This is a genomic window from Streptomyces sp. NPDC037126 (genome assembly GCF_055605965.1).
This window is the reverse complement of record NZ_JBVJTD010000013.1, coordinates 18,266-42,263: the sequence shown is the minus strand read 5'-3', so window position 1 is coordinate 42,263 and position 23,998 is coordinate 18,266. Positions and strand designations below refer to the sequence as shown.

Annotated in this window: 22 protein-coding genes; 15 read left to right on the top strand and 7 right to left on the bottom strand. The window is 73.1% G+C overall.

Annotated elements, in window-relative coordinates; translation table 11 throughout:
* Positions 1 to 104: 104 nt before the first annotated feature.
* The 6 genes from ACZ7FF_RS26210 (at position 105) to qcrB (ending at position 6,913) form a co-directional block, all read left to right on the top strand.
* On the top strand, positions 105 to 308 hold the full coding sequence (locus tag ACZ7FF_RS26210) for an MbtH family protein (protein WP_470814805.1): 204 nt from the start codon (positions 105 to 107) through the stop codon (positions 306 to 308).
* A gap of 262 nt (positions 309 to 570) precedes the next feature.
* Entirely contained in the window at positions 571 to 1,245 is a 675-nt protein-coding gene (locus ACZ7FF_RS26205) for a GNAT family N-acetyltransferase (protein ID WP_470814803.1), read from the top strand.
* Positions 1,242 to 2,501: an MFS transporter gene (locus tag ACZ7FF_RS26200; RefSeq protein ID WP_470814801.1), complete on the top strand. Its 1,260-nt coding sequence runs from the start codon at positions 1,242 to 1,244 to the stop codon at positions 2,499 to 2,501. Before ACZ7FF_RS26205 ends, ACZ7FF_RS26200 begins: the two co-directional genes overlap by 4 nt.
* A gap of 43 nt (positions 2,502 to 2,544) precedes the next feature.
* A complete protein-coding gene (locus tag ACZ7FF_RS26195; protein ID WP_470814800.1) occupies positions 2,545 to 5,004 on the top strand; it encodes a SpoIIE family protein phosphatase in 2,460 nt (819 codons plus the stop codon).
* 143 nt (positions 5,005 to 5,147) lie between these two features.
* Positions 5,148 to 5,423, top strand: coding sequence for a hypothetical protein (locus ACZ7FF_RS26190; protein WP_470814798.1), 276 nt, complete (start codon positions 5,148 to 5,150; stop codon positions 5,421 to 5,423).
* On the top strand, positions 5,420 to 6,913 hold the full coding sequence (gene qcrB, locus ACZ7FF_RS26185; protein ID WP_470814796.1) for a cytochrome bc1 complex cytochrome b subunit: 1,494 nt from the start codon (positions 5,420 to 5,422) through the stop codon (positions 6,911 to 6,913). The genes ACZ7FF_RS26190 and qcrB overlap by 4 nt, the downstream gene beginning before the upstream one ends.
* Here qcrB and ctaF read toward each other — a convergent pair.
* Together ctaF and ctaD are read right to left on the bottom strand one after the other, a co-directional pair.
* Positions 6,849 to 7,232 carry an aa3-type cytochrome oxidase subunit IV gene (ctaF, locus tag ACZ7FF_RS26180; protein ID WP_470814795.1) on the bottom strand — a complete coding sequence of 128 codons (384 nt, stop codon included), beginning with the start codon at positions 7,230 to 7,232 and terminating at the stop codon, positions 6,849 to 6,851. The genes qcrB and ctaF overlap by 65 nt on opposite strands.
* Positions 7,229 to 8,911, bottom strand: coding sequence for an aa3-type cytochrome oxidase subunit I (gene ctaD / locus ACZ7FF_RS26175; RefSeq protein ID WP_470814794.1), 1,683 nt, complete (start codon positions 8,909 to 8,911; stop codon positions 7,229 to 7,231). The genes ctaF and ctaD overlap by 4 nt, the downstream gene beginning before the upstream one ends.
* A gap of 144 nt (positions 8,912 to 9,055) precedes the next feature.
* Between ctaD and ACZ7FF_RS26170 the strand changes: the two genes are divergently transcribed.
* The 6 genes from ACZ7FF_RS26170 to ACZ7FF_RS26145 all read left to right on the top strand — a co-directional run bounded on the left by ACZ7FF_RS26170 (position 9,056) and on the right by ACZ7FF_RS26145 (position 13,552).
* Positions 9,056 to 9,424, top strand: coding sequence for a DUF6479 family protein (locus ACZ7FF_RS26170; RefSeq protein WP_470814793.1), 369 nt, complete (start codon positions 9,056 to 9,058; stop codon positions 9,422 to 9,424).
* A 142-nt stretch (positions 9,425 to 9,566) separates the two neighbouring features.
* A complete protein-coding gene (locus ACZ7FF_RS26165) occupies positions 9,567 to 9,728 on the top strand; it encodes a hypothetical protein (protein ID WP_470814791.1) in 162 nt (53 codons plus the stop codon).
* Positions 9,729 to 9,852: 124 nt separating this feature from the next.
* On the top strand, positions 9,853 to 10,920 hold the full coding sequence (locus ACZ7FF_RS26160) for a glucose-1-phosphate thymidylyltransferase (RefSeq protein ID WP_470814790.1): 1,068 nt from the start codon (positions 9,853 to 9,855) through the stop codon (positions 10,918 to 10,920).
* Positions 10,917 to 11,888 carry a dTDP-glucose 4,6-dehydratase gene (gene rfbB, locus ACZ7FF_RS26155; protein WP_470814788.1) on the top strand — a complete coding sequence of 324 codons (972 nt, stop codon included), beginning with the start codon at positions 10,917 to 10,919 and terminating at the stop codon, positions 11,886 to 11,888. The genes ACZ7FF_RS26160 and rfbB overlap by 4 nt, the downstream gene beginning before the upstream one ends.
* Positions 11,885 to 12,748 (top strand): dTDP-4-dehydrorhamnose reductase, encoded by an 864-nt coding sequence (rfbD, locus tag ACZ7FF_RS26150; protein WP_470814786.1) that lies wholly within the window; start codon positions 11,885 to 11,887, stop codon positions 12,746 to 12,748. Before rfbB ends, rfbD begins: the two co-directional genes overlap by 4 nt.
* The gene (locus ACZ7FF_RS26145) at positions 12,749 to 13,552 is read left to right on the top strand and encodes a class I SAM-dependent methyltransferase (protein WP_470814784.1); all 804 of its coding nucleotides are present in this window, start codon (positions 12,749 to 12,751) and stop codon (positions 13,550 to 13,552) included.
* On the opposite strand, the gene rfbC is transcribed toward ACZ7FF_RS26145, so the two are convergent.
* From rfbC to ACZ7FF_RS26120, 5 genes are all read right to left on the bottom strand, one after another.
* Complete coding sequence (gene rfbC, locus ACZ7FF_RS26140; protein WP_470814782.1) at positions 13,542 to 14,150, bottom strand: dTDP-4-dehydrorhamnose 3,5-epimerase; 609 nt, start codon at positions 14,148 to 14,150, stop codon at positions 13,542 to 13,544. The two genes, ACZ7FF_RS26145 and rfbC, sit on opposite strands and share 11 nt — an antisense overlap.
* 4 nt (positions 14,151 to 14,154) lie before the next feature.
* Positions 14,155 to 16,092, bottom strand: a complete 1,938-nt coding sequence (locus tag ACZ7FF_RS26135; RefSeq protein ID WP_470814780.1) for a glycosyltransferase family 2 protein — start codon at positions 16,090 to 16,092, stop codon at positions 14,155 to 14,157.
* 125 nt (positions 16,093 to 16,217) lie between these two features.
* Complete coding sequence (locus tag ACZ7FF_RS26130) at positions 16,218 to 16,802, bottom strand: hydrolase (RefSeq protein WP_470814778.1); 585 nt, start codon at positions 16,800 to 16,802, stop codon at positions 16,218 to 16,220.
* A gap of 7 nt (positions 16,803 to 16,809) precedes the next feature.
* Positions 16,810 to 18,198, bottom strand: a complete 1,389-nt coding sequence (locus ACZ7FF_RS26125; protein WP_470814777.1) for an MFS transporter — start codon at positions 18,196 to 18,198, stop codon at positions 16,810 to 16,812.
* A complete protein-coding gene (locus tag ACZ7FF_RS26120) occupies positions 18,195 to 18,632 on the bottom strand; it encodes a MarR family winged helix-turn-helix transcriptional regulator (protein ID WP_470814775.1) in 438 nt (145 codons plus the stop codon). Before ACZ7FF_RS26120 ends, ACZ7FF_RS26125 begins: the two co-directional genes overlap by 4 nt.
* A 125-nt stretch (positions 18,633 to 18,757) precedes the next feature.
* Between ACZ7FF_RS26120 and ACZ7FF_RS26115 the strand changes: the two genes are divergently transcribed.
* The 3 genes from ACZ7FF_RS26115 (at position 18,758) to ACZ7FF_RS26105 (ending at position 23,993) form a co-directional block, all read left to right on the top strand.
* Positions 18,758 to 21,808: an FAD-binding and (Fe-S)-binding domain-containing protein gene (locus ACZ7FF_RS26115; protein WP_470814773.1), complete on the top strand. Its 3,051-nt coding sequence runs from the start codon at positions 18,758 to 18,760 to the stop codon at positions 21,806 to 21,808.
* A 2-nt stretch (positions 21,809 to 21,810) separates the two neighbouring features.
* Complete coding sequence (locus tag ACZ7FF_RS26110) at positions 21,811 to 22,920, top strand: enolase C-terminal domain-like protein (RefSeq protein ID WP_470814771.1); 1,110 nt, start codon at positions 21,811 to 21,813, stop codon at positions 22,918 to 22,920.
* Between the two features lie 65 nt (positions 22,921 to 22,985).
* Complete coding sequence (locus ACZ7FF_RS26105; protein WP_470814770.1) at positions 22,986 to 23,993, top strand: SDR family oxidoreductase; 1,008 nt, start codon at positions 22,986 to 22,988, stop codon at positions 23,991 to 23,993.
* Positions 23,994 to 23,998: the final 5 nt, after the last annotated feature.

The following is a 23,998-nucleotide window of genomic DNA, read 5'->3' as shown; positions in this document are numbered from 1 at the left end:
CGCCCAGAACGAGCAAGCCCAGAACGACCGAGCCCGGAACGACCGAGCCCGGAACGACCGAGCCCGGAACGACCGAGCCCGGAACGACGACGGAGGAACGAGACATGGACGAGAACACCCGCTACCAGGTGCTGCGCAACGACGAGGAGCAGTACTCCCTGTGGCCGGCCGACACCGAGGTGCCCGCCGGCTGGCAGCCCGTCGGCAAGGAGGGCACCGAGGCCGAGTGCACCGCCTACGTCGACGAGGTCTGGACCGACATGCGCCCGCGGAGCCTGCGCGAGCGCATGGAGAACGCCGAAGCCTGACCGGCCGCGACGGCGTCGCCCTGCCGGGCCGGCCACACGGCACAGGCCCGGCAGGGGCCCGCCCCCGCCCCCCCCACGTCCCGCACCCCCGCCCACCGACCCGCGGCGCCACGCACCCCCGCCCACGGCCCGGCGCCCCCGCTCCGAGGCCACCCCGCCCCACCGCCCACGCCCCGCCCCACGGCCACCCCGCCCCACCGCCGCACCGGCGCCCCACCGCCCTCGGCCCCACCGCAGCACGCCCTTCACCGAGGAGCCCGCCATGACCCCCGTACTGCGCACCGAGCACCTGGAGTTCCTGCCCTACCGACCCGAGGACGAGGACGTCTTCGTCGGCCTCCTGCGCAATGTGGAGGTGTGCCGCTGGATGGGCCAGGACCTGGTGCCCGAACCGGACCTGCGCGCGCTCTTTCGCGCGATCCTCACGGACGTCTACCCCGAGCGCCGCTTCGACGTGTGGGGCCTGTGGCTGGACGGCGCCTACGCCGGCCACGCCGAGGTGAAGAAGACCGGCAACGTCCCCGGTCACGAACTCGTCACCGCCCTCGCCCCCGAGTACTGGGGCCGCGGACTGGGCGGTGAGGTGGTGCGCGGCCTGCTGCGCCACGCGGCCGACGGCCTCGGCCTCCAGGAGGCGTACGGCATGGTGGGCGCCGACAACACCGCCAGCCTGGCCATGTGCCGCCGCCTGGGGTTCCGGCACCTGCGCGACGTCGTCGGGGACGACGGCTCGGTCACCCGGATGCTGGTCGTCGCCACGACACCGACCGCCCCCGCGCACGCGCCCGGACCCGCTCGCGCGGGACAACCAACCCACGCCACCGCCCCCATGGCCGCTCCGGGGGAGGCGCCCCGCCCCGCCCCGCCGGTGGCACCGGTGCCGGGCGGTCCCCGCCCGACGGCGGACCGCGCACGCGTCACGGGGGGTTCGGCGTGAGCAATCCACCGACGGCGGCCCATGACACGGGCGGTCCGGACACCGACCGCCCGGCGAGCCTGTGGCGCAACCGGGCGTTCAACCTGCTGTGGACCGGTCAGTGCCTCTCCGACCTCGGCGGGGCCATGGCCGATCTGGCGCTGCCGCTGCTGGTACTGCAGCGGACGGGGTCGCCGGAGCGCGCCGGGCTCGTCGGGACCGTCGGGCTCGCGGCCACCCTGCTGTGCCGGCTGCCCGCCGGTGTCCTCGCCGACCGCTTCGACCGGCGCCGGCTGCTGCTCGCCTGCGACCTGTTCAGGCTCGCCGCGTACGCCCTCCTGGCCGTCATGGTCGCCGTGGGCGTGGCCGGTCTCCCGGTGATCCTCGCGGTCGTGACCGCGAGCGCGGCCGCCACGGCCGTGTTCAGCACCACGGAGCACGCCGCGATCCGCACCCTGGTGGGGCCCGGGCAGATCGCGGCGGCGGTCGCCCGGAACGAGGCACGCTCGTACGGCACCTCGCTGGCCGGCCCGCCGCTGGGCGGCCTGCTCTTCGGGATCGGCCGGTCCCTGCCGTTCATCGGCAACGCCCTCAGCTTCCTGCTGTCGCTGATCGCCGTCGCCTGCATCCGCCGGCCGCTGCAGGAATCCCCGCCGGGCACGACCGGGACGGTCGTGCCCACCGGCGTGTCCGTCACGGCGGGCCTGCGGTTCGTGCTGCGCCACCCCTTCCTGCGGGGTCTGCTCGTGATCGCGGCCCCGCTGAACATGGCCTTCACCGGCATGATCTTCGCGATGACCCTCGCCCTCAGACGGGCCGGCGTCTCCCCGTTCCTGGTCGGCCTCGCCGGCACCGTCTTCGCGCTCGGCGGTTTCCTCGGCGCCTTCGCGGCCCCCACCCTGCAGCGGTGGCTGCGCCTGCCCGCCCTGGTCACCCTCCTGTGCTGGGTCACCGCCGCCCTGATGGCGCTGGCCACCCTCGTCTCCACCAGCGTCCTGGCTGCCGTGCCCCTGGCGGCCGCGGTGTTCCTCGGCCCCACGGCGAACGCCGCCCTCTTCGGCCACCAGGCCGCCGTCACCCCCGATCACCTGCAAGGGCGCGTGGTCAGTGTGCTCCTGCTCGCCGCGGGTTCGGCGGCCGCCGCGGCACCCGCCCTGGCCGGGCTGCTGCTGGCCCACTGGCCACCCGGCACGGCGATGCTGGTCTTCCCCCTGCTGGTCTCCGTCGCCGCGGTGACGGCCACCTTCGGGCGGGGCCTGCGCACCATGACTTCATGACCCGCGTTCACAGGGGCTGCGCCGGAGGCTCACACGCGCTCTAATGGCGAACGTGGTGAGTGAGGGCGCCGCTGCGGTCGGCAGAACCAGGACGGAGCGTGCCGAAGCCGCCCTGGAGGCGCTCACCGCCCTGCCCGACACACCCGACCGACTTCGCCGGGTCCTCGAGCAGGCGCTCGTGTGCGCCGGGGCGGCCTTCGCCGGCGTGTATACGCCAGGCGACGATCCCGCGCTGCTCTGTCTGGCCGAGTCGGCGGGTCTGCCGCGCACGATGTACGGCCTCAGGGACGGCTATCCGGCCGGTGTCCGCTCGCCGGTCGCCGAGGCCCACCGCACCGGCCAGGCGCAGTGGCTGGGCCCCGAGGAGCTGGCCGCCTGCCCCGAGGCCCGGCGCACCCCCTCCGTGGACTTCTCGGTGGCCGTGCTGCCGCTCGGTCCGGTGGGCAGGGGCTGTCTGCTGGCCGTCAGCGAGAACCCCGGGGGCTTCGGCACCGACGACCGCGCCTGCCTGGAGCTGATCGCCCGCGCGATCGTCGTACCCTCCGTGCCCGGCATCGTCGACGAGACGGGGGAACTGTCCCCGGACGCCTTCAGCCTGGCCATGGACACCGGCCGGGTCGACGTCGGGGACGAGATCCTGCGGCTGTTCGGGATCGCCCGGGGGACCTTCGACGGCCGGGTGGAGACGCTGCTCGGGCTGACCGTGCCCGAGGACCTGCCCGCGCTGATGTCCGTGGTCGAGGCCGACCACATGTCCATCGGCGAACGCGAACTGGAGTTCCGCGTCCTGCAGCCCTCCGGGCCGCCCAAGTGGCTCCGGCTGCGCGGCCGGCTGCTGCCCGGCGGTGAGGGGCGCTCGGCCCGGCTCGTCGGCACCGTCGCCGACGCCTCCACCCTGCGCTCCGACGTCACCGACGTGGCCCGTGTGCAGCGGCTGGCCGCCGCCCTCGCCACCGCCGGCACCGTCAAGGACGTCGGCAAGGCCGTCGTCGCCGCCCTGCGCAAGCCGCTCAAGGCCGACCGGATCGCGCTCGCCGAGCTCGAGAACGACCGGCTGGTGGTCACCGTCCTCGATCCGCCCGAACCGGAGGCATGGCCCGAGGTGTGGCGCACCGAGTGGCGCACCGAATGGCCCGACGCACCGGTGCGGGCCATGCCCACCCTGGCCGCCGCCCTGCGCGAGGGCCGCTCCCGGATCTGGCCGGCGGGCACCCCGCTGGAGCCCACGCTCGCCGAGGTGGGGCCCGGGGGCCTCGCGGTGCTGCCGTTGCCCGCCGGCGGCCGGATGGCCGGGGCCTGCCTGATCGGCTGGGACAGCCCCCACGACTTCGCGCCCGACGAGCGGGCCCTGCTCACCGCCTGCGCGGGCCTGACCGGCCAGGCCCTGCTGCGCGCCCACGCCTTCGACGCCGAGCACGAGCTCGTCGGCATGCTCCAGCGCACCCTGCTGCCGCGCCGCCTGCCCCGGCTGCCGGGCGCGGTCGCCGTCGCCCGCTACCTGCCGACCACCGCCGGTCTCGAGGTCGGCGGCGACTGGTACGACGTGATCCCGCTGGCCGACAACCACGTGGCCCTCGTCATCGGCGACGTCCAGGGCCACAACGCGGGCGCGGCGACCCTGATGGGGCAGATGCGCACCGCGCTGCGCGCCTACGCCGCCGAGGGGCACGCGCCCGACGTGGTCGTCGCGCACGCCAACCGGCTGCTGCTGGACATGGAGACCGACCTCTTCGCGACCTGCGCCTACGTCGACGTCGACATGGAGCAGGGCACCGCCTGGTGCGTGCGCGCCGGCCACCTGCAGCCCGTGCTGCGCCACCCGGACGGCACCGCGGAGATCGTGCAGACCGAGGGCGGCCCGCCGCTCGGCGTGCTCACCCAGGCCGAGTTCCCGATGACCCCCCTGCGGCTCCAGCCCGGCACGGTGCTCGCACTGACCACCGACGGCCTGGTGGAGTCCGCCGACGCCGACATCGACGTCGGCATGGACCGGCTCGCCGCGGAGCTGTCCGCGGCCGACCCCGCGCACCTCGGCCTGGTGGCCGACGCCCTGCTCGCCGGGGCCCACCGCGGCGACGACGTCGCCCTGCTGCTCATGCGCTACGACGGCATGGCGGTACGGCCGCTGCGCGAGAGCTGGACGGTGTGGCGGGTGCCCGAGGCGGTACGGCACGCCCGCCGCTTCACCCGGCGCACACTGCGCACCTGGGGCGTCCCGCCGGACTGCCTCGACGCGGCCCTGCTGGTCGTCTCCGAACTCGTCACCAACGCCCTCGTGCACACCGGCGGGCAGGTGCGCCTCGACCTCAGCATGCTCAACCACCGGCTGCGGCTGGCCGTCGCCGACACCTCGCCGCGCAGCCCGGTCCAGCCCACCAGCATCGGCTGGGAGGCCACCGGCGGCCGCGGCATCCTCCTGGTCGAGGCCGTCTCGGTGGCCTGGGGAACCCTCCCGGTGAGCGGCGGCAAGCAGGTCTGGGCCGACCTCCTCCTGGGGGACTGACACCACGGGCGGCCGACGGGGGAGCCGGGCGCCCGGCTCCCGATGCACGACGGCGCGCTGCGGCCCGCCGTCCGGGCAGGGGTGGGGCCGTTCGGAGGAGGCTGGGCGGGCGGGGTGCGCGCACCGCCCCTAGGGTCGGTTGGGTGGCTCACACCTTCGAAGAACTGGTGCAGAAGCAGCGTGCGGCCGACGCGGCCCAGTCCACGGTCGACGACCTGCGGGAGACCTACGGTCCGCCGGCCGAGCGGGGGATGACCGGCGCCCAGTCGGGCACCTACGAGACCGCCCTGCGCGCCTGGCGGGACCTCGCCCGGGACGTGCAGACCGCGGTGAGCGAGTACGCCAGGGAGACCGGCCGGCCCCGCCACGAGATCGAAGCGGAAGTGGAGCGGGCGGCGGCGGCGCCGGAGGACAGATGAAGCGCGGTGCCCGCCGCGGCGAGCGGTTCGCCGACGCCGTCGACGGCCGGCTGCCGCTCTCCGAGGGCGGCTCGCTGCTGCGCAAGGCGTTCCCCGAGCACTGGGCCTTCCTGCTCGGCGAGATCGCCCTGTACAGCCTGGTGGTGCTGATCCTCACCGGTGTGTGGCTGACGTTCTTCTTCCACCCGGACATGCGCGAGGTCGTCTACCGGGGCTCGTACGTGCCGCTGCAGGGGCTGCTCGTGTCGGCCGCCTACGACTCCACCCTGAACATCAGCTTCGAGGTGCGCGGCGGACTGCTGATGCGGCAGACCCACCACTGGGCCGCGCTGGTCTTCGTCTCCGCGATCGGCGTGCACATGCTCCGGATCTTCTTCACCGGTGCCTTCCGCCGCCCCCGCGAGCTCAACTGGGTGATCGGCGTGACCCTGTTCGCGCTCTCCCTCGCCGAGGGCTTCGCGGGTTACTCGCTCCCCGACGACCTGCTCTCCGGCACCGGGCTGCGCATCGCCGAGGGCATCATGCAGTCCCTCCCGGTGGTCGGCACCTACGTGGCGTTCTTCATGTTCGGCGGTCAGTTCCCCGGCCACGAGATCGTCAGTCGCCTGTACTCCCTCCACATCCTGCTGCTGCCCGGCGCGATCCTGGGCCTCGTCGTCGTGCACCTGATCCTGGTGTTCTACCTCAAGCACACCCAGTGGCGCGGCCCGGGCCGCACCAACCACAACGTCCTCGGCAAGCCGCTGGTCCCGCAGTTCACCGCCTCCTCGCTGGGCCTGAACATGACCGTCTTCGGCCTCCTGGTGGCGCTCGCCGGAGTCGCGCAGATCAACCCCATCTGGACCTACGGCCCCTACCAGCCCGACCAGGTCTCGACCGCCTCCCAGCCCGACTGGTACGTCGGCTTCCTGGAGGGTTCGCTGCGGCTCGTGCCGCCGTGGGAGACGAACTTCGCCGGACACACGCTCATGTGGAACGTGCTGCTCCCGGCCGTCGTGCTGCCCACGCTGGTCTTCCTCGTGCTGTACGCCTACCCGTTCGTGGAACAGCGCCTGACGGGGGAGTGGCACCGCGAGCAGCACCTGTGCGACCGCCCGCGCGAGCGGCCCGTGCGCACCGGCCTCGGCGTCGCGGGCACGGTGTTCTTCGGTGTGTTGATGCTGGCCGGCGGCAACGACGTCATCGCCGAAACCTTCCACATCTCCGTCAACGCCATCACCTGGGTGCTGCGCGTCTCCTTCGTCGTGGCGCCCGTCCTCGCCTTCCTGGTGACCAGGTGGGTGTGCCGGGCGCTGACCGAGGCCGAGCGGGAGCGGCTCGCCGAGGGCGTGCCCACCGGCGAGATCCGGCAGACCGTCGCCGGCGGCTTCGAGAGCGGTCACGAGCCCGTCGAGTCCTTCCGGCCCGGCGCCCCGCGCAGACCGCTCACCGGTCCGCGAACTGGAAGACCAGACCGAACACGCCGCGAGCAAGAATCCCCAGACCGATGAGGAACAGCCAGAGCCCGTAGACCACGCCCAGCGCCGACACCGCGAAACCCAGCGCGGTGATGATCGGCCACGAGCTCTCGTCCGGGAAGAACGTCAGCGGCCCGGCCGTGTCCGCCACCTCGGCGTCTGTGCGGTCCTGTGCGCGGGGCCCCCGGCGCCGGTACTGGATGAGGCAGTAGAAGGACACCACGGACGCCATCGCGCCCGCCACGATCAGCGCCGCGGTGCCCGCCGCCTCCCTCGACCACAGCCCGTACAGCGCGGCGGCCCCGCCGAAGAACAGCGCCACCCCGCCGAACAGCATCGACTCGGCCTTCATCGCACGCTCTCCTCGCCGGCCGGCAGCTCGGCCTCCGGATGATGCAGGTCGAAGGCGGGCGCCTCCGAGCGGATCCGGGGCAGCGCCACGAAGTTGTGCCGCGGCGGCGGGCAGGAGGTCGCCCACTCCAGGGCGCGCCCCCAGCCCCACGGGTCGTCCAGGGTGACCCGCTCGCCCTTGGTGGCGGTGCGCCAGACGTTGTACAGGAACGGCAGGGTGGAGACGCCGATCACGAACGCCCCCGCCGAGGAGATGGCGTTGAGCAGCGTGAAGCCGTCCGACGGCAGGTAGTCCGCGTACCGGCGGGGCATCCCCTCCTCGCCGAGCCAGTGCTGCACCAGGAAGGTCGCCTGGAACCCGGGGAACAGCAGCCAGAAGTGCCACTTGCCGAGCCGCTCGTCGAGCATCCTCCCGGTGAACTTCGGCCACCAGAAGTAGAACCCGGCGAACATCGCGAACACCACGGTGCCGAACAGCACGTAGTGCAGGTGGGCCACGATGAAGTAGGAGTCGGTCAGGTGGAAGTCCAGCGGCGGCGAGGCGATCAGCACCCCGCTGAGCCCGCCCAGCAGGAACGTCACCAGGAAGCCCAGCGACCACAGCATCGGCGTCTCGAAGGAGATCGAGCCGTTGACCATCGTCCCGATCCACGCGAAGAACTTGATGCCGGTGGGCACCGCGATCAGGAACGACATCACGGAGAAGAAGGGCAGCAGCACCGCTCCGGTGGCGAACATGTGGTGCGCCCACACCACCGCCGACAGCATGGTGATCGCGATCGTCGCCCCGATCATCGGCAGATACCCGAACATGGGCTTGCGGGAGAAGACCGGCAGGATCTCCGAGATGATCCCGAAGAACGGCAGCGCCACGATGTACACCTCCGGGTGCCCGAAGAACCAGAACAGGTGCTGCCACAGCAGCGCCCCGCCGTTCGCCGCGTCGAAGATGTGCGCGCCGAACTTGCGGTCCGCCTCCAGGCACAGCAGCGAGGCCGTGAGCACCGGGAACGCGGGCAGGACCAGGATCGAGGTGAACAGCACGTTCCAGGTGAAGATCGGCATCCGGAACATGGTCATGCCGGGGGCGCGCAGGCACACGATCGTGGTGATGAAGTTGACGCCGGTCAACGTGGTGGACACACCGCTGACCACGAGGCCCATCGCCCACAGGTCGCCGCCCGCCCCGGGCGAGTAGTAGGAGCTGTTCAGCGGGGCGTAGGCGAACCAGCCGAAGTCGGCCGCGCCGCCCGGCACCAGGAACCCGGACACCACCATCAGGCCGCCGAACAGGTACATCCAGTACGACAGGGCGTTCAGCCGCGGCAGCGCCAGGTCCGGCGCGCCGATCTGCAGCGGCATCACCGCGTTGGAGAACCCGGCGAACATCGGCGTGGCGAACAGCAGCATCATGATCGTGCCGTGGAGGGTGAAGAACTCGTTGTAGCCGTGCTGGCTCAGGAACTGCAGGCCCGGCTGGGCCAGTTCCGCACGCATGCCGAGCGCCAGCAGCCCGGCGAGCAGGAAGAAGCAGAACGCCGTCACCATGTACAGCCGGCCGATCACCTTGTGGTCCGTCGTGGTGACCCAGCGCAGCAGCGTACGGCCGGGCCGCGGGGCCGGGGCCAGGTAGCGTACGACGATCTCGCGGGTTTCCGGCATCTCGGGTAGCTCGGTCATCCTGGGCGACGCTACTCCGGGTGGCCGGGCGCCCACCCACGCCACGCCCTGCACGTCCACCGCGGTGACCGGCCCCCGCTGCGCCGATCGGCCGAGGCGCTCCGGACCAGGCATCCGCCCCGGGTCCCCGGGTACCCGGCGTGCATGAACACTGCCATGTACCTAGCAGCCACGAGCCGACAGGTGTTCGGGTACGTCCTCATCCTGATCGCGGGCGTCGTCCTCGCCGCCGGGCTCATCTGGGCCTTCCGGCTGGGCTTCAAGGTGCGTCAGGACGAGTCGGCGCCGCCCCGCCCCGACGAGCAGCCCAGGGTGCCGCCGTCGGGCCCGGTGCGTGAGATGCGCGAGGTGCGCGAGCCCGACGAGGTCCCTCACGCCGCCGACGACAGCGAACGGCTCACCCCCCACCAACTCGGCAACGTCGGCACCCGGCGCGCCGCGGACCAGCGCCGCCCGCGCTGGTCGCCCGGGTCCAGCGGGTCCTTCGGCGGCGGTGGCGGCGGACGCACCTGAGCGGCGGCCCGTACGCCGGTTTGCCCGCCCCCGGGCGCGGGGACCCGGCCGGTCACACATCGTTCCGCACGGCCGCGCCGGCCGAAGCCGCCGGCCGGTGTGCCCGAGCCAGGAAAGTGGATGAAGCGTCGTGACCGCGCACATGAGTGAGAAGCCCGAAGCGCCGTACGCCGAGACCGGCTGGTCCAAGGCCCGCCGCCGGCGGGGCCAGGGCGTGCGCACCTGCCTGCCGGCCGTGGCCGACCGAGCCGCCCGGGAGCGGGACACGGCCGTGGAGGACAACATAGTGCGGGGCGAGGACTGAACGGCGGGGGCGCGGCCGCCGACAACCCTGGCAAAGCGTCGTCGACCGCAGGGTCAAGTCGTAGTAACCATCCGGTCATGCAAGGGCAGGTCCGATCCGGACGATCGCCATTAGGGTGTGGCGAATGAAGGCTCTGGTGCTCTCGGGCGGCACCGGCAGCCGGCTGCGCCCGATCACCCACACATCGGCGAAACAGCTGGTACCGGTGGCCAACAAGCCCGTCCTCTTCTACGGCCTGGAATCGCTGGCCGAGGCCGGGATCACCGAGGTCGGGATGATCGTCGGGGACACCGCGGCGGAGATCGAGGAAGCGGTCGGCGACGGCTCGAAGTTCGGCCTGGACGTCACCTACATACCTCAGGAGCGCCCCCTCGGACTCGCCCACGCCGTGCTGGTGGCCCGGGACTTCCTCGGCGACGACGACTTCGTGATGTACCTCGGCGACATCTTCATCGTCGGCGGCATCCGCTCCCTGGTCGAGGAGTTCCGCACCACCCGCCCCGACGCCCAGATCCTGCTCACCCGCGTCCCCGACCCGCGCGCCTTCGGCGTCGCCGAACTCGGCCCCGACGGCAGGGTGGTGGGCCTGGAGGAGAAGCCCGAGCGCCCCAAGAGCGACCTCGCGCTGGTCGGCGTCTACCTCTTCACCCCGGCCGTCCACGAGGCCGTACGCGCCATCCGGCCGTCCTGGCGGGGCGAGCTGGAGATCACCCACGCCCTCCAGCACCTCATCGACCGCCGTGCCGACGTGCGTTCCACGATCGTCCGGGGCTACTGGAAGGACACCGGGAACGTCGAGGACATGCTGGAGGTCAACCGGACCGTGCTGGAGGGCGTCGAGCGGCGCATCGACGGCGAGGTGGACGACGCCTCCGAGACCGTCGGCCGGGTGGTGGTCGAGGAGGGCGCGAGGATCGCGAACTCACGGATCGTCGGCCCGGCCGTCATCGGCGCCGGAACCGTCGTCAGCGACTCCTACGTCGGCCCCTTCACCTCCGTCGCGGAGAACTGCCGGATCACCGACAGCGAACTGGAGTTCTCCATCGTGCTGCGGGACTCCTCCATCGACGGGGTGGGCCGGATCGAGTCCTCGCTGATCGGCCGGCATGCCGAGGTGACCCCGGCGGCCGGAGTTCCCAGTGCACACCGACTCGTCCTCGGAGACCACAGCAAGGTGCAGATCCGTTCATGAACCTCCTCGTCACCGGCGCCGCCGGGTTCATCGGTTCCCGCTACGTCCGTACGCTCCTCGCCGACGACCCGCCCGGCGCGCCCCGCGTCACCGTGCTGGACCGGCTCACCTACGCCGGCACGCGCACCAATCTCCCGTCCGGCCACTCCCGCCTCGACTTCGTGCACGGCGACATCTGCGACGCCGCGCTGGTCGACACGTTGATGGCCGACGCCGACCAGGTGGTGCACTTCGCCGCCGAGTCGCACGTCGACCGGTCCATCGAGGGCGCGGCCGAGTTCGTGCGCACCAACGTCCTCGGCACCCAGACCCTGCTGGACGCGGCCCTGCGGCACGGCGTCGGCCCGTTCGTGCACGTCTCCACCGACGAGGTGTACGGCTCCATCGACACCGGCTCCTGGCCGGAGGAGCACCCCCTCGCCCCCAACTCCCCGTACTCCGCGTCCAAGGCCTCCTCGGACCTGCTCGCCCTCGCCCACCACCGCACCCACGGCCTGGACGTGCGGGTCACCCGCTGCTCCAACAACTACGGCCCGCACCAGTTCCCCGAGAAGGTCATTCCGCTCTTCGTCACCAACCTCCTCGACGGACTGACCGTCCCGCTGTACGGCGACGGCCGCAACGTCCGCGACTGGCTGCACGTCGACGACCACTGCCGGGGCGTCGACCTCGTCCGCACCCAGGGCCGCCCCGGCGAGGTCTACAACATCGGCGGGGGCACGGAACTGAGCAACAGGGAACTGACCGGCCTGCTCCTCGACGCCTGCAGCGCGGGCTGGGACCGGGTCGAGTACGTCACCGACCGCAAGGGACACGACCTGCGCTACTCGGTCGACTGGAGCAAGGCCCGCGACGAACTCGGCTACCGGCCCCGCCGCGACTTCACCACCGGGCTCGCCGAGACCGTCGCCTGGTACCGCGACCACCGGGACTGGTGGGAGCCGCTGAAGCGGCCGGGTGCGCGATGAGGTGGCTGGTCACCGGCGCGGGCGGCCTGCTCGGCCACGACACCGTGCACGCACTGCGCGAGCGCGGCAAGGAGGTGAGCGGCCTCGACCGGGCCGCCCTGGACATCACCGAACCGGACGCCGTGGCACGGGAGCTGGCCCGGCACCGGCCGGACGTCGTCGTCAACTGCGCCGCCTACACGGCCGTGGACGACGCCGAGAGCGACGAGGCGGCGGCCCTGCGCGTCAACGGCGGCGGCCCCCTGCTGCTCGCCCGTGCCTGCGCCGCACACGGCGCCCGCCTGATCCACCTCTCCACCGACTACGTCTTCTCCGGCGAGGACCGCGCCACCCCGTACCCCGAGGACCACCGGCCCGACCCGCGCACCGCCTACGGCCGCACCAAGCTCGCCGGGGAACGCGCCGTGCTCGCCGAACTCCCGCACACCGCCGTCGTGTTGCGCACCGGCTGGCTCTACGGCGCCCGCGGCCGCAACTTCGTGAGCACCATGCTCGAACTCGAGGCCCGCCGTCCCGCGGTCGACGTCGTCGACGACCAGCGCGGCCAGCCCACCTGGAGCGCGGACGTGGCCGCCCGCATCGCCGACCTCGGCGACATCGCGGTGCACGGTGTCCTGCACGCCACCAGTTCCGGCGAGGCCAGCTGGTACGAGCTGGCGCGCGAGGTGTTCCGGGCGGCCGGCGCCGATCCGGACCGGGTACGCCCCACCGACAGCCGGGCCTTCGTCCGGCCCGCGCCCCGCCCCGCCTACAGCGCCCTCGGCCACGACGGCTGGCGGTCGGTCGGCCTCCCGCCGCTCAGGGACTGGCGGTCCGCACTGCACGAAGCACTGCCCCACATCCGCAAGGAGACGTCTTAAGTGAAACGGCACGAGTTCCTGCGGGAACTCCACAAGGTCACCGCGAACCGCAACTACCTGGAGATAGGCGTCAACGACGGCCGGAGCCTGACGCTCTCCCGGGTGCCCAGCATCGCGGTCGACCCCGCGTTCAAGGTGGTCACGGAGATCCGCTGCGACGTGCACCTGGCGAAGGCGACCAGCGACGCCTTCTTCGCCCGCGAGAACCCGCTCGCCCATCTGCGGGGCGGCCGCCACCCGTTGCGCAACCTGGCGCGCAACCGCAGCCCGTTCGGCTACTGGCGGCGCACCACCCTGGACCTGTCGTTCATCGACGGCATGCACCTCTTCGAGTACGCGCTGCGCGACTTCATGAACATCGAGAAGCACGCCGACTGGGCGAGTGTGGTGGTGTTCGACGACATGCTGCCGCGCAACGTCGACGAGGCCGCCCGCGACCGGCACACCGACGCCTGGACCGGCGACGTCTACAAGTTGGTGGAGATTCTCGGCCGGTACCGCCCCGACCTGGTGACGGTCCTGGTCGACACCGTGCCCACCGGCCAGCTCCTGGTGTTCGGCGCCGATCCCGCCAGCACCGTGCTCCAGGACAAGTACGACGAGATCATCGCGGAGTTCGAGGTCGCCGACCCGCAGAGGGTGCCCGAGTCGATCCTGGGACGCACCACCGCGGTCGAGCCCGGGGAGTTCCTCGCGGCAGGCTTCTGGAAGCCGCTGGCCGCCGCCCGCAACCGGGGGACCGGGCGGTCCCGCGGCTGGGAGCCGCTGCAGCGCGCGCTGGCCCCTTACGCCGTCATCCGCTGAAGTCCCCCGAGCGCAGCCGCTCGTAGTGGGCGGAGCAGTCCGTGTAGCCGGGCAGCAGCCCGGACCGTTCCGCCTCGGCGAGCGTGGGCGCCTGCGCGTCCTTCGCCGACAGCACCGGCCCGATGCCCTCCGGCCAGGTGATGCCGAGCTGCGGATCGAGCGGGTGCACCCCGTGCTCGCGCCCCGGCGCGTACCCGGCCGAGCACAGGTACACCACCGTGGCCTCGTCGGTCAGCGCCATGAACGCGTGCCCGAGGCCCTCCGCCAGGAACACCGCGCGCCGGGCGCCGTCGTCCAGCCGTACGGCCTCCCACTGTCCGTAGGTGGGGGAGCCGACGCGGATGTCCACCACCACGTCGAGGACGGCACCGCGCACACAGGTGACGTACTTGGCCTGGCCGGGCGGCACGTCCGCGAAGTGGATGCCGCGCAGCACCCCCCGCCGGGACACCGAGCAGTTGGCCTGTGCCAGGGCGAGGTCGTAGCCGGTGGCCTCGCGGAACTCCGCGCCCCGGTACCACTCGTGGAAGCTGCCCCGGTCGTCCGGGAACACCTGGGGCTCCAGCACCCAGGCGTCCGCCATCCCCAGTCGCCGCACGCCGTCACGCCTTCCGTCTCGTGGTCGTCCCGAGCGCGGCCCCCACCAGGCGGCGCGCCACGCGTATCAGCCGCCGCAGCGGCCCGGGCGGCGCCGGACGGGTCACCTCGACGCCGCCGCGGCCCACGGTGAGCAGCAGCGGGAGCCCGAGTACCCGGCCGCCGGGCAGGCACAACTGCGTGCGCCAGGCCGCGCCGTGCAGCTCGCGCCGCGGCAGCGCGGTGTCCAGCAGCGAGTGCACGCCGTCGGCGGGGGTCAGCACGGCCGGCCGTTCGACGGTGCGGCCCGGGCCGCCGGCGGTCAGCCGGAGGACGGCCTCGGTGCTGTCCGGCACGTACAGCGGCAGCGCGAGGCTGAGCGTCTCGGTGTCGGAGACCGCCGCGTCCGCCGGGGTGAGCCGGTGCAGACCGAGGGACTTCGTGGCGCGGTCCACGTCCAGCGAGAGGTTGCGGTACTGCTTCGTCCAGTACGGCAGGACCACCCGGCCGGCGACGATCCCGGCCGGGGGCAGCGCGGGCCCCTGCGCGGGGGCGGGGCCCAGGCGGCACTCCTTGGTCCAGCCGCCCAGTCCCACGCGCACGTACAGGTCCCACAGCCCTGCGCCCAGCGGGGCGCCGCCCGCCGCTGCGGCGGGGTCGACGGTGGCCGTGGCGCGCAGCACCAGCCGGGTGCCGCCGTCCCCGGCGGGGACCCGCTCGCGGGTGACCGTCACCGGCTGGAAGAAGGAGGCGGCGCTCTCGCGGTCGCGGACGATCAGGTCGGCCGTGGCCTTCTCGAAGCCCTCGGCGGCGGCCGCGCCCAGCCAGGCCACGGCCTCCGCGAGGTCGCGGGGCGCGCCGTCCACGGGCGGCCCGGGCGTGTCGGCGGGTACCGTGAGCGGGCCCGTCGCGGTGGCGTACTCGGCGGTGAGGTCCACGCGCAGGCCGCCGCCCAGCCACTCGACCCGGGCCGGGACCGCGCCGGGCCGCACACCGGCCTCCCACTCGGCGAGGGCGACGAGGTCGTCGTAGCGGTTCTCGCGGATCAGCGCGGCCACGATCCGCCCGCCGGGCCGCAGCCCCGGGGCGACGGCCGGGCCGAAGCGCTCCACGACCACCGCGTGCATCTCGCGCAGCAGTTCGCGCCGGTAGTCGTCGGGCATCGCCAGCAGCCGGCGGCCGCTCATCCGCTCCACCATCTCCACACGCAGCCAGCGGCGCAGAAGCTTGTCGCGCAGCGGGCCCGGTTCGGTGTACCGCTCGACCACGTCGAGGGCCTCGCGGAGGTTCGCGAAGTACCCGGCCGGGTCGAAGCGCTGGAACCCGGCGTTCGAGGCGTCGTCGCGCTTGAGGTGGTAGTAGCAGACGTAGTCGCTGAGCACGCTGACGTTGTCCGCGCGCAGATAGGCCTCGGCGACGAAGACGTGGTCCTCCAGGCGCCGCCGGCCCTCGGGGAAGCGCAGTCCGGTGCGGTCCAGGAAGGAGCGCCGGAGCATCTTGTGCGGGGTGAGGCTGTCGATCAGGGGCGCGTTCTCGACGGTGGCCCGGGGGTGGTTGCGGCGGAACAGCTCCACCGGCACCGGGCGGCCCTTCCCGGCCATCTTGCCGACGATCACGTCGGCGCTGTTCGCGACCCCGTACTCGTACATCCGCTCGAGGGCCTCGTCGCCGAGCCGGTCGTCGTTGTCGACGAACATCACGAACTCGCCGCGGGAGGCCTCGATGCCGACGTTGCGGGGCCGCCCGGACCAGCCGGAGTTCTCCTGGCGGACGACCCTGACGTGCGGGTGCTCGGCGGCGAGCGCGTCCAGCCGGGCGGGGGTGGCGTCGGTGGAGCCGTCGTCCACGAAGACGACCTCGTACTCGTCGACGGGCAGCGACTGGCGCAGCAGCGAGGCGATGCAGTCCTCGATGTAGGGCCCCGGGTTGTACACGGGGACGACGACGCTGACCTTGACCGGCATCCGGTTCCAAGCCCCCTTTGTTCGCTGGCTGTTGCCCGCGTGACATGGTGCGCGTGGCCGAATGCTAACCCGGCCCCTCGCGCGGATGTGCGGACAACCCGCGGCGAAGGGGCCGGGACGGCGGCTCAGCCGTGCGTCTTGGCGAGCATCTCCAGGATCTCGGCGGTGGTGCCGGACTCACCGAGCCGCGGGAAGATCCGCTCGACGCTGTTGGCGTGCGCCTCGGCGTCGGCGTCGGCCATCGCGTCCGTGGCGAGGGTGACGTGGTAGCCGTGGGCGTAGGCGTCACGGGCGGTGGACTCCACGCCGATGCTGGTGGCGACGCCGGTCAGCACGATCTGGGTGACGCCGCGGCGGCGCAGCTGGACGTCCAGGTCGGTGCCGAACAGGGCGCTCCAGTTGTGCTTGGTGACGTGGATGTCGCCGGCGTGCCCGGACAGCTCGTCGACGATGACGTCCCAGCCCTCGGGGAAGGAGAGCCCGCGCGGCTGGCGCTCGGTGCGGCCGGGGACGGCGTCGGCCCCGTCGGACGCGAAGGAGACCCGGACGAGGACCACCGGCAGGCCGTGGGAGCGGAAGGCGTCGGCGAGTTCCACCGCACGGGAGACGACCTCCGGGCCTGCGTACGGCTGGGTGGGCATGCCCACGATGCCGTTCTGCAGGTCGATCACGACGAGGGCGGTACGGGGGTCGAGCGTGGTGAGCGACATGAGTCGGTCAGGCCTTTCGAGGGGAGAGCCGGCCGAGGGAACGGTCCGGCAGGGTCGTCGCCAGCAGCAGGACGGAGCCGGCGAGCATGAACATGGCCAGGCCGTGCAGCCCGGCCGTGTCGGCGCGGTGGGGGTAGAAGGCCGCGGTGGCGGCGGACGCGCCCAGCGCGCCGAGGTACATGAAGGTCCGCAGCAGTCCGGCCGCGGAGGCTATCCGCTCCGGGTCGGCCTGCCGGTACAGGGCGTTCTGGGTGGCGAGGCCGATCAGCCCCTGCGGGATGCCGAGCAGCGCGCCGACCACGAGCAGCAGCCACAGCGAGCTGTCCGCCCGGACCAGCAGCAGCACGGCACAGCCCGCGATCTGCAGGGCGGCGCCGGTGAGCAGCTTGGCGCGCACCGCCTCGCGGCGGCCGGTGAGGGTGGACACGGTGAGCGCGGTCACCGACAGCGGCAGCAGCGCGAGACCGGCGCTGGAGGCGCCCAGACCGCGGCCCTCCTCCAGCCACTGCGTGTAGCCGTACATGAAGGCGTAGCTGGTGGTGTAGCCGAGCAACTGGCGCAGGTAGGTGGCGAGCAGGGGTCCGTTGCCGCCGAGGACACGCAGGTCGACGAAGGGGTCCGGCACCCGTAGCTCGCGCGCCGCGAAGAGCGCGGCCGCGGCGACGGAGAACACCGGCAGGTACCAGTGGTCGGCGCGCGGTGCCATCAGGAAGATCATCAGCGCGACCAGCAGCACCGCGAACAGCGCCATGCCGGGCACGTCGACGGCCTGCCGCCGGGTCCCGGTCCGGGGCAGCCGCAGTGAGCCGAGCACCAGACAGGCCGCCGACAGCGGCACGTTGACGGTGAACACGGCGCGCCAGCCGCCCAGCCCGATCAGCAGACCGCCGAGCGCCGGCCCGACGACGGCCACCGTCTGGTTGGCGACGGCGAGCGCGGTCAGCACGCCCGCCGGGCTGTCCTGCCCGGTGCGCTCGGCCTCGCTGCGGGTGAGCCGCATGGCCGCCGGGTACGCCGCCGAGGTGCCGAGGCCCAGCAGCACCCGGGCCGCGATCAGCGCGCCGAGGGTGGGGGCGAGGGCGCCCAGCAGGCCGGCGACGCCGACGAGGGCGGTGCCCATGAGGTAGAGCCTGCGCGGGCCGTACATGTCCACCAGGCGCCCGATGACGGGCTGGCCGACGGCGGTGGCCAGGTAGAGCGCGGAGACGAGCCACACCGTCTCGGCGGGAGGGGCCCCGAAGGCGACGCCGATCGGCACCAGCGCCACGGCGATCATCGAGGAGTTGATCGGGTTCAGTACCGAACCGAGGATCATCGGCGGGATGAGCCGGCGGTCGAACCCGGTCGCGGGGGGCGCGCCGGTCCTGCGGGTGGCGCCGGTGAGCCTGGGGGTCACGGCTGCGACAGCCGTTCCATCAGCTCCAGCGCCGTGAGGACCGTCCGGCGCTCCTCGTCGGTGAACCGGTCCTGGAACGCGCGTGCCAGCCACTCCTCGCGCACCTGCTTGTTGCCCTCGATGCGGGCCCGGCCGGAGTCGGTCAGGGTGATCAGCTGGCGGCGGCCGTCATCGGGGTCCGGGGCGCGGCGGATCAGCCCGTGCTGCTCCAGCGCGCCCAGCGTGGTGGCCATGGACTGCGGACGCACCCCCTCGGCGGCGGCGAGCGCGCTGGCCGTGGCCGCGCCGTGCTTGCCGACCAGGGTGAGCGCCGACTCCTGCGACGGGGTCAGGTCCGCGTCCTGGGCGATCTCGCGGATGCGGCGCCGCAGCCGGCTGAAGACCACCCGCAGATCGCGGGCGGCCCGCACGGCCGAGTCGGAGATGTGGTCCATACCGCCAGCCTAGGTCCGTCAGCCACAACTGTCCAGTCGAAACTGTTCAGCTTTGCCTGGCGAATTGTCGGGTACTCGCCGGTCGTCGGGACAAGGCAGTACGACGGTGGGATCGAGGAGTGCAGATGACCCCTGCGGACATGTCCGCGCTGGAGGCGGCACTCGGTGCCGAGGTGGACGGCGAGGTCCGCTTCGACGCGGGCAGCCGCGGCGCCTACGCCACGGACGGTTCCAACTACCGGCAGGTCCCGCTGGGGGTGGTGGTCCCCCGCACGGTGGAGGACGGGGCCCGGGCCCTGGCGGTGTGCGCACGCCACGACGCCCCGGTCCTGTCCCGGGGCGGCGGCACCAGCCTGGCCGGGCAGTCCACCAACGCCGCGGTGGTGATCGACTGGAGCAAGTACTGCACGGGCCTGATCTCCGTCGACGCCGAGCGGCGCACCTGTGTGGTGGAGCCCGGCATCGTCCTGGACGAACTCAACCGGCAACTCGCCCCCCACAAGCTGCAGTTCGGGCCGAAGCCGTCCACCCACACGCACTGCGCGCTCGGTGGGATGATCGGCAACAACTCCTGCGGCGCCTCCGCCCAGGCCTACGGCAAGACCGTCGACAACGTCCGCCGGCTGGATATCCTCACCTACGACGGGCAGCGCGCCTGGGTCGGCCCCACCCCGCCGGCCGAGCGGGCCCGGATCATCGAGGGCGGCGGCAGGCTCGCCGAGATCTACGCCGGGCTCGACCGCATCTCCACCGAGTACCTGGCCGACATCCGCCGCGGCTACCCGAAGATCCCGCGCCGCGTCTCCGGGTACAACCTCGACTCCCTGCTGCCCGAGAACGGCTTCGACGTGGCCAGGGCCCTCGTCGGCAGCGAGAGCACCCTCGTCACCGTCCTGCGCGCCGAACTCGACCTCGTACCCGTGCCGCCGTACCAGTCGCTGCTCGTCCTCGGCTACGAGGACATCTGCGCCGCCGGCGACGACGTCTCGCGTCTGCTGGAGCACTGCTCGCCCAGCCAGCTGGAGGCCCTGGACGGCCGCATGGCCCAGCTGATGCGCGAGGAGGGCGCCTACCTCGACTCCCTCAACACCCTCCCCGAGGGCGACAGCTGGCTGCTCGTACAGTACAGCGGCGACAGCCAGGAGGACGTCGACGAGCAGGCGCACGCGCTGCTGCGCGCGATCGGCCGCGACGAGAAGGACCCGAGCGTCGGCTTCTCCGACAACCCCGAGCGCGAGCAGAAGATGCTCAAGGCCCGCGAGGCCGGGCTCGGCGTCACCGCCCGCCCGCCGGACGACCGCGAGACCTGGGAGGGCTGGGAGGACTCCGCCGTACCGCCCGAGCGGCTCGGCGACTACCTGCGCGACCTGAAGAAGCTGTTCGAGGAGTTCGACTACGACCACCCCTCCCTGTACGGCCACTTCGGACAGGGCTGCGTGCACACCCGCATCCCGTTCGGCCTGAAGACCGCCGAGGGCGTCGCCGACTTCCGCCGCTTCGTGGAGCGCGCTGCCGACCTCGTCTCCTCCTACGGCGGCTCGCTCTCCGGCGAGCACGGCGACGGCCAGTCCCGTGGCGAACTGCTCACCCGGATGTTCGGCGAACGGCTCGTCACCGCCTTCGGCGAGCTGAAGACCCTCTTCGACCCGCGGGGCCGGATGAACCCCGGCAAGATCGTCGACCCCAACCCGGTCGACGGCCAGCTGCGCCTCGGCCCCGACTGGCGGCCGGACACCCCCGCGACCCACTTCGGCTTCCCCGAGGACGACCACTCCTTCGACCGCGCGGTGATGCGCTGCGTCGGCATCGGCAACTGCCGGGGCCACTCCGGCGGCGTGATGTGCCCCTCCTACCGGGCCACCATGGAGGAGGAGCACTCCACCCGCGGCCGGGCCCGGCTGCTGTTCGAGATGCTCGACGGGCACGCCGACTCCGCGATCAAGGACGGCTGGCGCTCCACCGCCGTCAACGACGCGCTCGACCTGTGCCTGGCCTGCAAGGGCTGCAAGTCGGACTGTCCGACCGGCGTCGACATGGCGACCCTCAAGGCGGAGTTCCTCTCCCACCACTACGAGGGCCGCGTCCGGCCCGCCGCCCACTACTCCATGGGCTGGCTCCCGCTGTGGGCACGGCTCTCCCGCCTCGCCCCCGGCCTGGTCAACTCCGCGCTGCACGCGCCCGGTCTGGCCCGCGCGGGCAAGCGGCTGGCCGGTGTGGACGAGGCCCGCTCGGCCCCCGTCTTCGCCCGGAAGTCCTTCGTGCAGGGGTGGGAGGCAGCCGGCCGGGCGGAGCCGGACCCGGCCGACCCGCGCACCGTGGTGCTGTGGCCCGACACCTTCAGCAACTACTTCCACCCCTCGATCGCGTGGTCGGCGGTGCGCGTCCTGGAGGACGCCGGGTTCCGGGTCACCGTCCCCACCGAGCCGGTGTGCTGCGGCCTCACCTGGATCTCCACCGGACAACTTCCCCTCGCCAAGCAGAAGTTGCGCCACACCCTCGACGTGCTCGGCCCCTACCTGGAGGCCGGCACCCCGATCATCGGCCTCGAACCGTCCTGCACCGCGGTGTTCCGGGCCGACGCCCCCGAACTCATGCCCGCCGACCAGGACGTGCAACGCCTCGCCGGGCAGGTCCGCACCTTCGCCGAACAGCTCGTCCACCACGCCCCGGACGGCTGGCACCCACCGCGGATGGGCCGGCGGGCGACCGTGCAGACCCACTGCCACCAGCACGCCGTCATGAAGTTCGACGCCGACCGCGAACTCATGCGCCGGGCCCACCTCGACGCCGACGTCCTCGACGAGGGATGCTGCGGCCTGGCCGGCAACTTCGGCTTCGAACGCGGTCACCACGAGGTCTCCATGGCCGTCGGCGAACAGGGCGTGCTGCCCGCCGTCCGGGGCGCCGCCCCCGGCAGCCTGGTCCTCGCGGACGGCTTCAGCTGCCGCACCCAGATCGAGGAGGGCGGGACCGGGCGCCGCGCCCTGCACCTCGCCGAGGTCCTCGCACTCGGGCTCGACGGCAATCTGCCGAGCGAGCAACCGGAACGACTGGCCGACCGCCCGTCCCGGCCCTCCGCCACCGTCCGCTGGGCGACGACCGCGACCGCGGCGGGGCTCGTCGCCGCCGGCGCCGCGGGCACCGCCCTCGGACTGCGGCGCCTGGTGAGGAGGTGACCATGACCGACCTGCCGACCGTCGACGCGGTCGACGCCACCGTCTACACCGTGCCCACCGACGCCCCCGAGGCGGACGGCACCCTCGCCTGGGACAGCACCACCCTCGTCCTGGTCACCGTCCGCTCCGGCACCACCACCGGACTCGGCTACACCTACGCGCCCGCCGCCACCGCCCACATGGTCCGCGAACTGCTCGCGGACACCGTCACCGGCCTCCCGGCCCTCGACGTGCCGCGCGCCAACGAGGCCATGTGCCGGGCCGTGCGCAACGCGGGACTGCCCGGCGTCGCCGCCCAGGCGATCGCCGCCGTCGACATCGCCCTGTGGGACACCAAGGCCCGCCTGCTCGGCCTGCCCCTCGTCCACCTGCTGGGCGCGGCCGCCGACGAGGTGCCCGTGTACGGCAGCGGCGGCTTCACCACCTACGACGCCGAACGGCAGGACCGCCAACTGCGCGGCTGGACCGAGGACGAGGGCATCCCCCGCGCCAAGATCAAGATCGGGGAGTCGTGGGGCGGCCGGGAGCGGCGCGACCTGGACCGCGTCGCCCGCGCCCGGGCCAGTATCGGCGACACGGCCGAGCTGTACGTGGACGCCAACGGCGGCTACACCGGCAAACAGGCCGTACGGATCGGCGGCGCGCTCGCCGACGCCGGCGTGACCTGGTTCGAGGAACCCGTCTCCTCCGACCACCTCACCACCCTCGCCGGCCTGCGTCACCGGCTCCCCATGGACGTCACCGCCGGCGAGTACGGCTACACGCTGCCCTACTTCGAGCACATGCTGGCCGCCGAGGCCGTGGACTGCCTCCAGGCCGACGTCACCCGGTGCGGCGGCATCACCGTCTGGCTGCGCGCCGCCGCGCTCGCCCACGCGCGCGGGACCGACATCTCCGGGCACTGCGCGCCGCACGCGCACGCGCACGTGGCCGCAGCGGTGCCCAACCTGCGCCACCTGGAGTGGTTCCACGACCACGCGCGCATCGAGCGGCTCCTCTTCGACGGAGTCCTCGACCCGGGCGGCGGCAGCATCACCCCGGGCGCCGACGGGACGCCCGGACTCGGCCTGACCCTCGTCGAGGAGCGGGCAAAGCGGTACCGGGTGGAGTGAGTCCCGGGAAGTGCCGCACCGCATCGGAAACCACCACGCTCACCACGCCGGAACAGGAGTTGATCATGCCCACCACCGTCGTCATCACCGGTGCCAGCGCCGGGATCGGCCGCGCCACCGCCCGCCTGTACGGCCGGCGCTGCGCGAACGTCGTCCTCGTCGCGCGCGGCGAGGGCGGGCTGAGGGCTGCGGCGGACGAGGTCGCGGCCCTCGGCGGCCGCCCCCTCGTCCAGCCCGCCGACGTGGCCGACCCCGCACAGACGGAGGCCGTCGCGAGGGCCGCCGAGAAGGAGTTCGGGCCGATCGACGTCTGGGTCAACTGCGCCTTCGCGTCCGTGTTCGCGCCGTTCGACGAGATCACGCCGGAGGAGTACCGGCGGATCACCGAGGTGACCTACCTGGGCTTCGTCAACGGCACCCGGACCGCCCTCGCGCACATGCTGCCGCGCGACCGGGGCACCATCGTGCAGGTCGGCTCCGCGCTCGGCGAGCGGTCGATCCCGCTCCAGTCGGCCTACTGCGGGGCCAAGCACGCCATCAACGGGTTCACCTCCTCCCTGCGCACCGAACTGCTGAACCGCGGCAGCCACGTCCACGTCACCGTCGCCCAGATGCCCGGCGTCAACACACCCCAGTTCGGCTGGGTGCGCTCCCGCCTGTCCCGGCACCCCATGCCGGTGCCGCCGATCTACCAGCCGGAGGTCGCCGCCCGAGGCGTGGCGTACGCCGCCGACCACCCGCGCCGCAAGCAGTTCTACGTCGGCGCCGGCACCGTGGCCACCATCTGGGCCAACCGGCTCGTCCCGGCCCTGCTCGACCGCTACCTGGCCCGCACCGGCGTCGACTCCCAGCAGACCGACGGCGTCCCGCCCACCGGCCTGGACAACCTCTTCGAACCGGTCGACCGCGAACCCGCCGACGACCAGGGCGCGCACGGCGCCTTCGACGACAGCGCCCACCCCCGCTCCTGGCAGCTCGCCCTGGTCCGGCACCCCGCCGCCACGGCCCTCGGCGCGGGCGCCGCCGTCCTGGGCGCCGCACGCGGAATCCGCCGGCTGGCCTCCTCCGTCTAGGCTGG

Excerpts from the sequence above, each read along its gene's own strand:
- ACZ7FF_RS26170 (WP_470814793.1), top strand. The coding sequence starts at position 9,056 with ATGAACACTGCCATGTACCTAGCAGCCACGAGCCGACAGGTGTTCGGG.
- ACZ7FF_RS26195 (WP_470814800.1), top strand. The coding sequence starts at position 2,545 with ATGGCGAACGTGGTGAGTGAGGGCGCCGCTGCGGTCGGCAGAACCAGG.
- rfbD (WP_470814786.1), top strand. The coding sequence starts at position 11,885 with ATGAGGTGGCTGGTCACCGGCGCGGGCGGCCTGCTCGGCCACGACACC.
- ACZ7FF_RS26115 (WP_470814773.1), top strand. The coding sequence starts at position 18,758 with ATGACCCCTGCGGACATGTCCGCGCTGGAGGCGGCACTCGGTGCCGAG.
- qcrB (WP_470814796.1), top strand. The coding sequence starts at position 5,420 with ATGAAGCGCGGTGCCCGCCGCGGCGAGCGGTTCGCCGACGCCGTCGAC.
- ACZ7FF_RS26205 (WP_470814803.1), top strand. The coding sequence starts at position 571 with ATGACCCCCGTACTGCGCACCGAGCACCTGGAGTTCCTGCCCTACCGA.
- ctaF (WP_470814795.1), bottom strand. The coding sequence starts at position 7,232 with ATGAAGGCCGAGTCGATGCTGTTCGGCGGGGTGGCGCTGTTCTTCGGC.
- ctaD (WP_470814794.1), bottom strand. The coding sequence starts at position 8,911 with ATGACCGAGCTACCCGAGATGCCGGAAACCCGCGAGATCGTCGTACGC.
- ACZ7FF_RS26160 (WP_470814790.1), top strand. The coding sequence starts at position 9,853 with ATGAAGGCTCTGGTGCTCTCGGGCGGCACCGGCAGCCGGCTGCGCCCG.
- ACZ7FF_RS26135 (WP_470814780.1), bottom strand. The coding sequence starts at position 16,092 with ATGCCGGTCAAGGTCAGCGTCGTCGTCCCCGTGTACAACCCGGGGCCC.
- ACZ7FF_RS26210 (WP_470814805.1), top strand. The coding sequence starts at position 105 with ATGGACGAGAACACCCGCTACCAGGTGCTGCGCAACGACGAGGAGCAG.
- rfbB (WP_470814788.1), top strand. The coding sequence starts at position 10,917 with ATGAACCTCCTCGTCACCGGCGCCGCCGGGTTCATCGGTTCCCGCTAC.
- ACZ7FF_RS26165 (WP_470814791.1), top strand. The coding sequence starts at position 9,567 with ATGAGTGAGAAGCCCGAAGCGCCGTACGCCGAGACCGGCTGGTCCAAG.
- ACZ7FF_RS26120 (WP_470814775.1), bottom strand. The coding sequence starts at position 18,632 with ATGGACCACATCTCCGACTCGGCCGTGCGGGCCGCCCGCGATCTGCGG.
- ACZ7FF_RS26130 (WP_470814778.1), bottom strand. The coding sequence starts at position 16,802 with ATGTCGCTCACCACGCTCGACCCCCGTACCGCCCTCGTCGTGATCGAC.
- ACZ7FF_RS26110 (WP_470814771.1), top strand. The coding sequence starts at position 21,811 with ATGACCGACCTGCCGACCGTCGACGCGGTCGACGCCACCGTCTACACC.
- ACZ7FF_RS26105 (WP_470814770.1), top strand. The coding sequence starts at position 22,986 with ATGCCCACCACCGTCGTCATCACCGGTGCCAGCGCCGGGATCGGCCGC.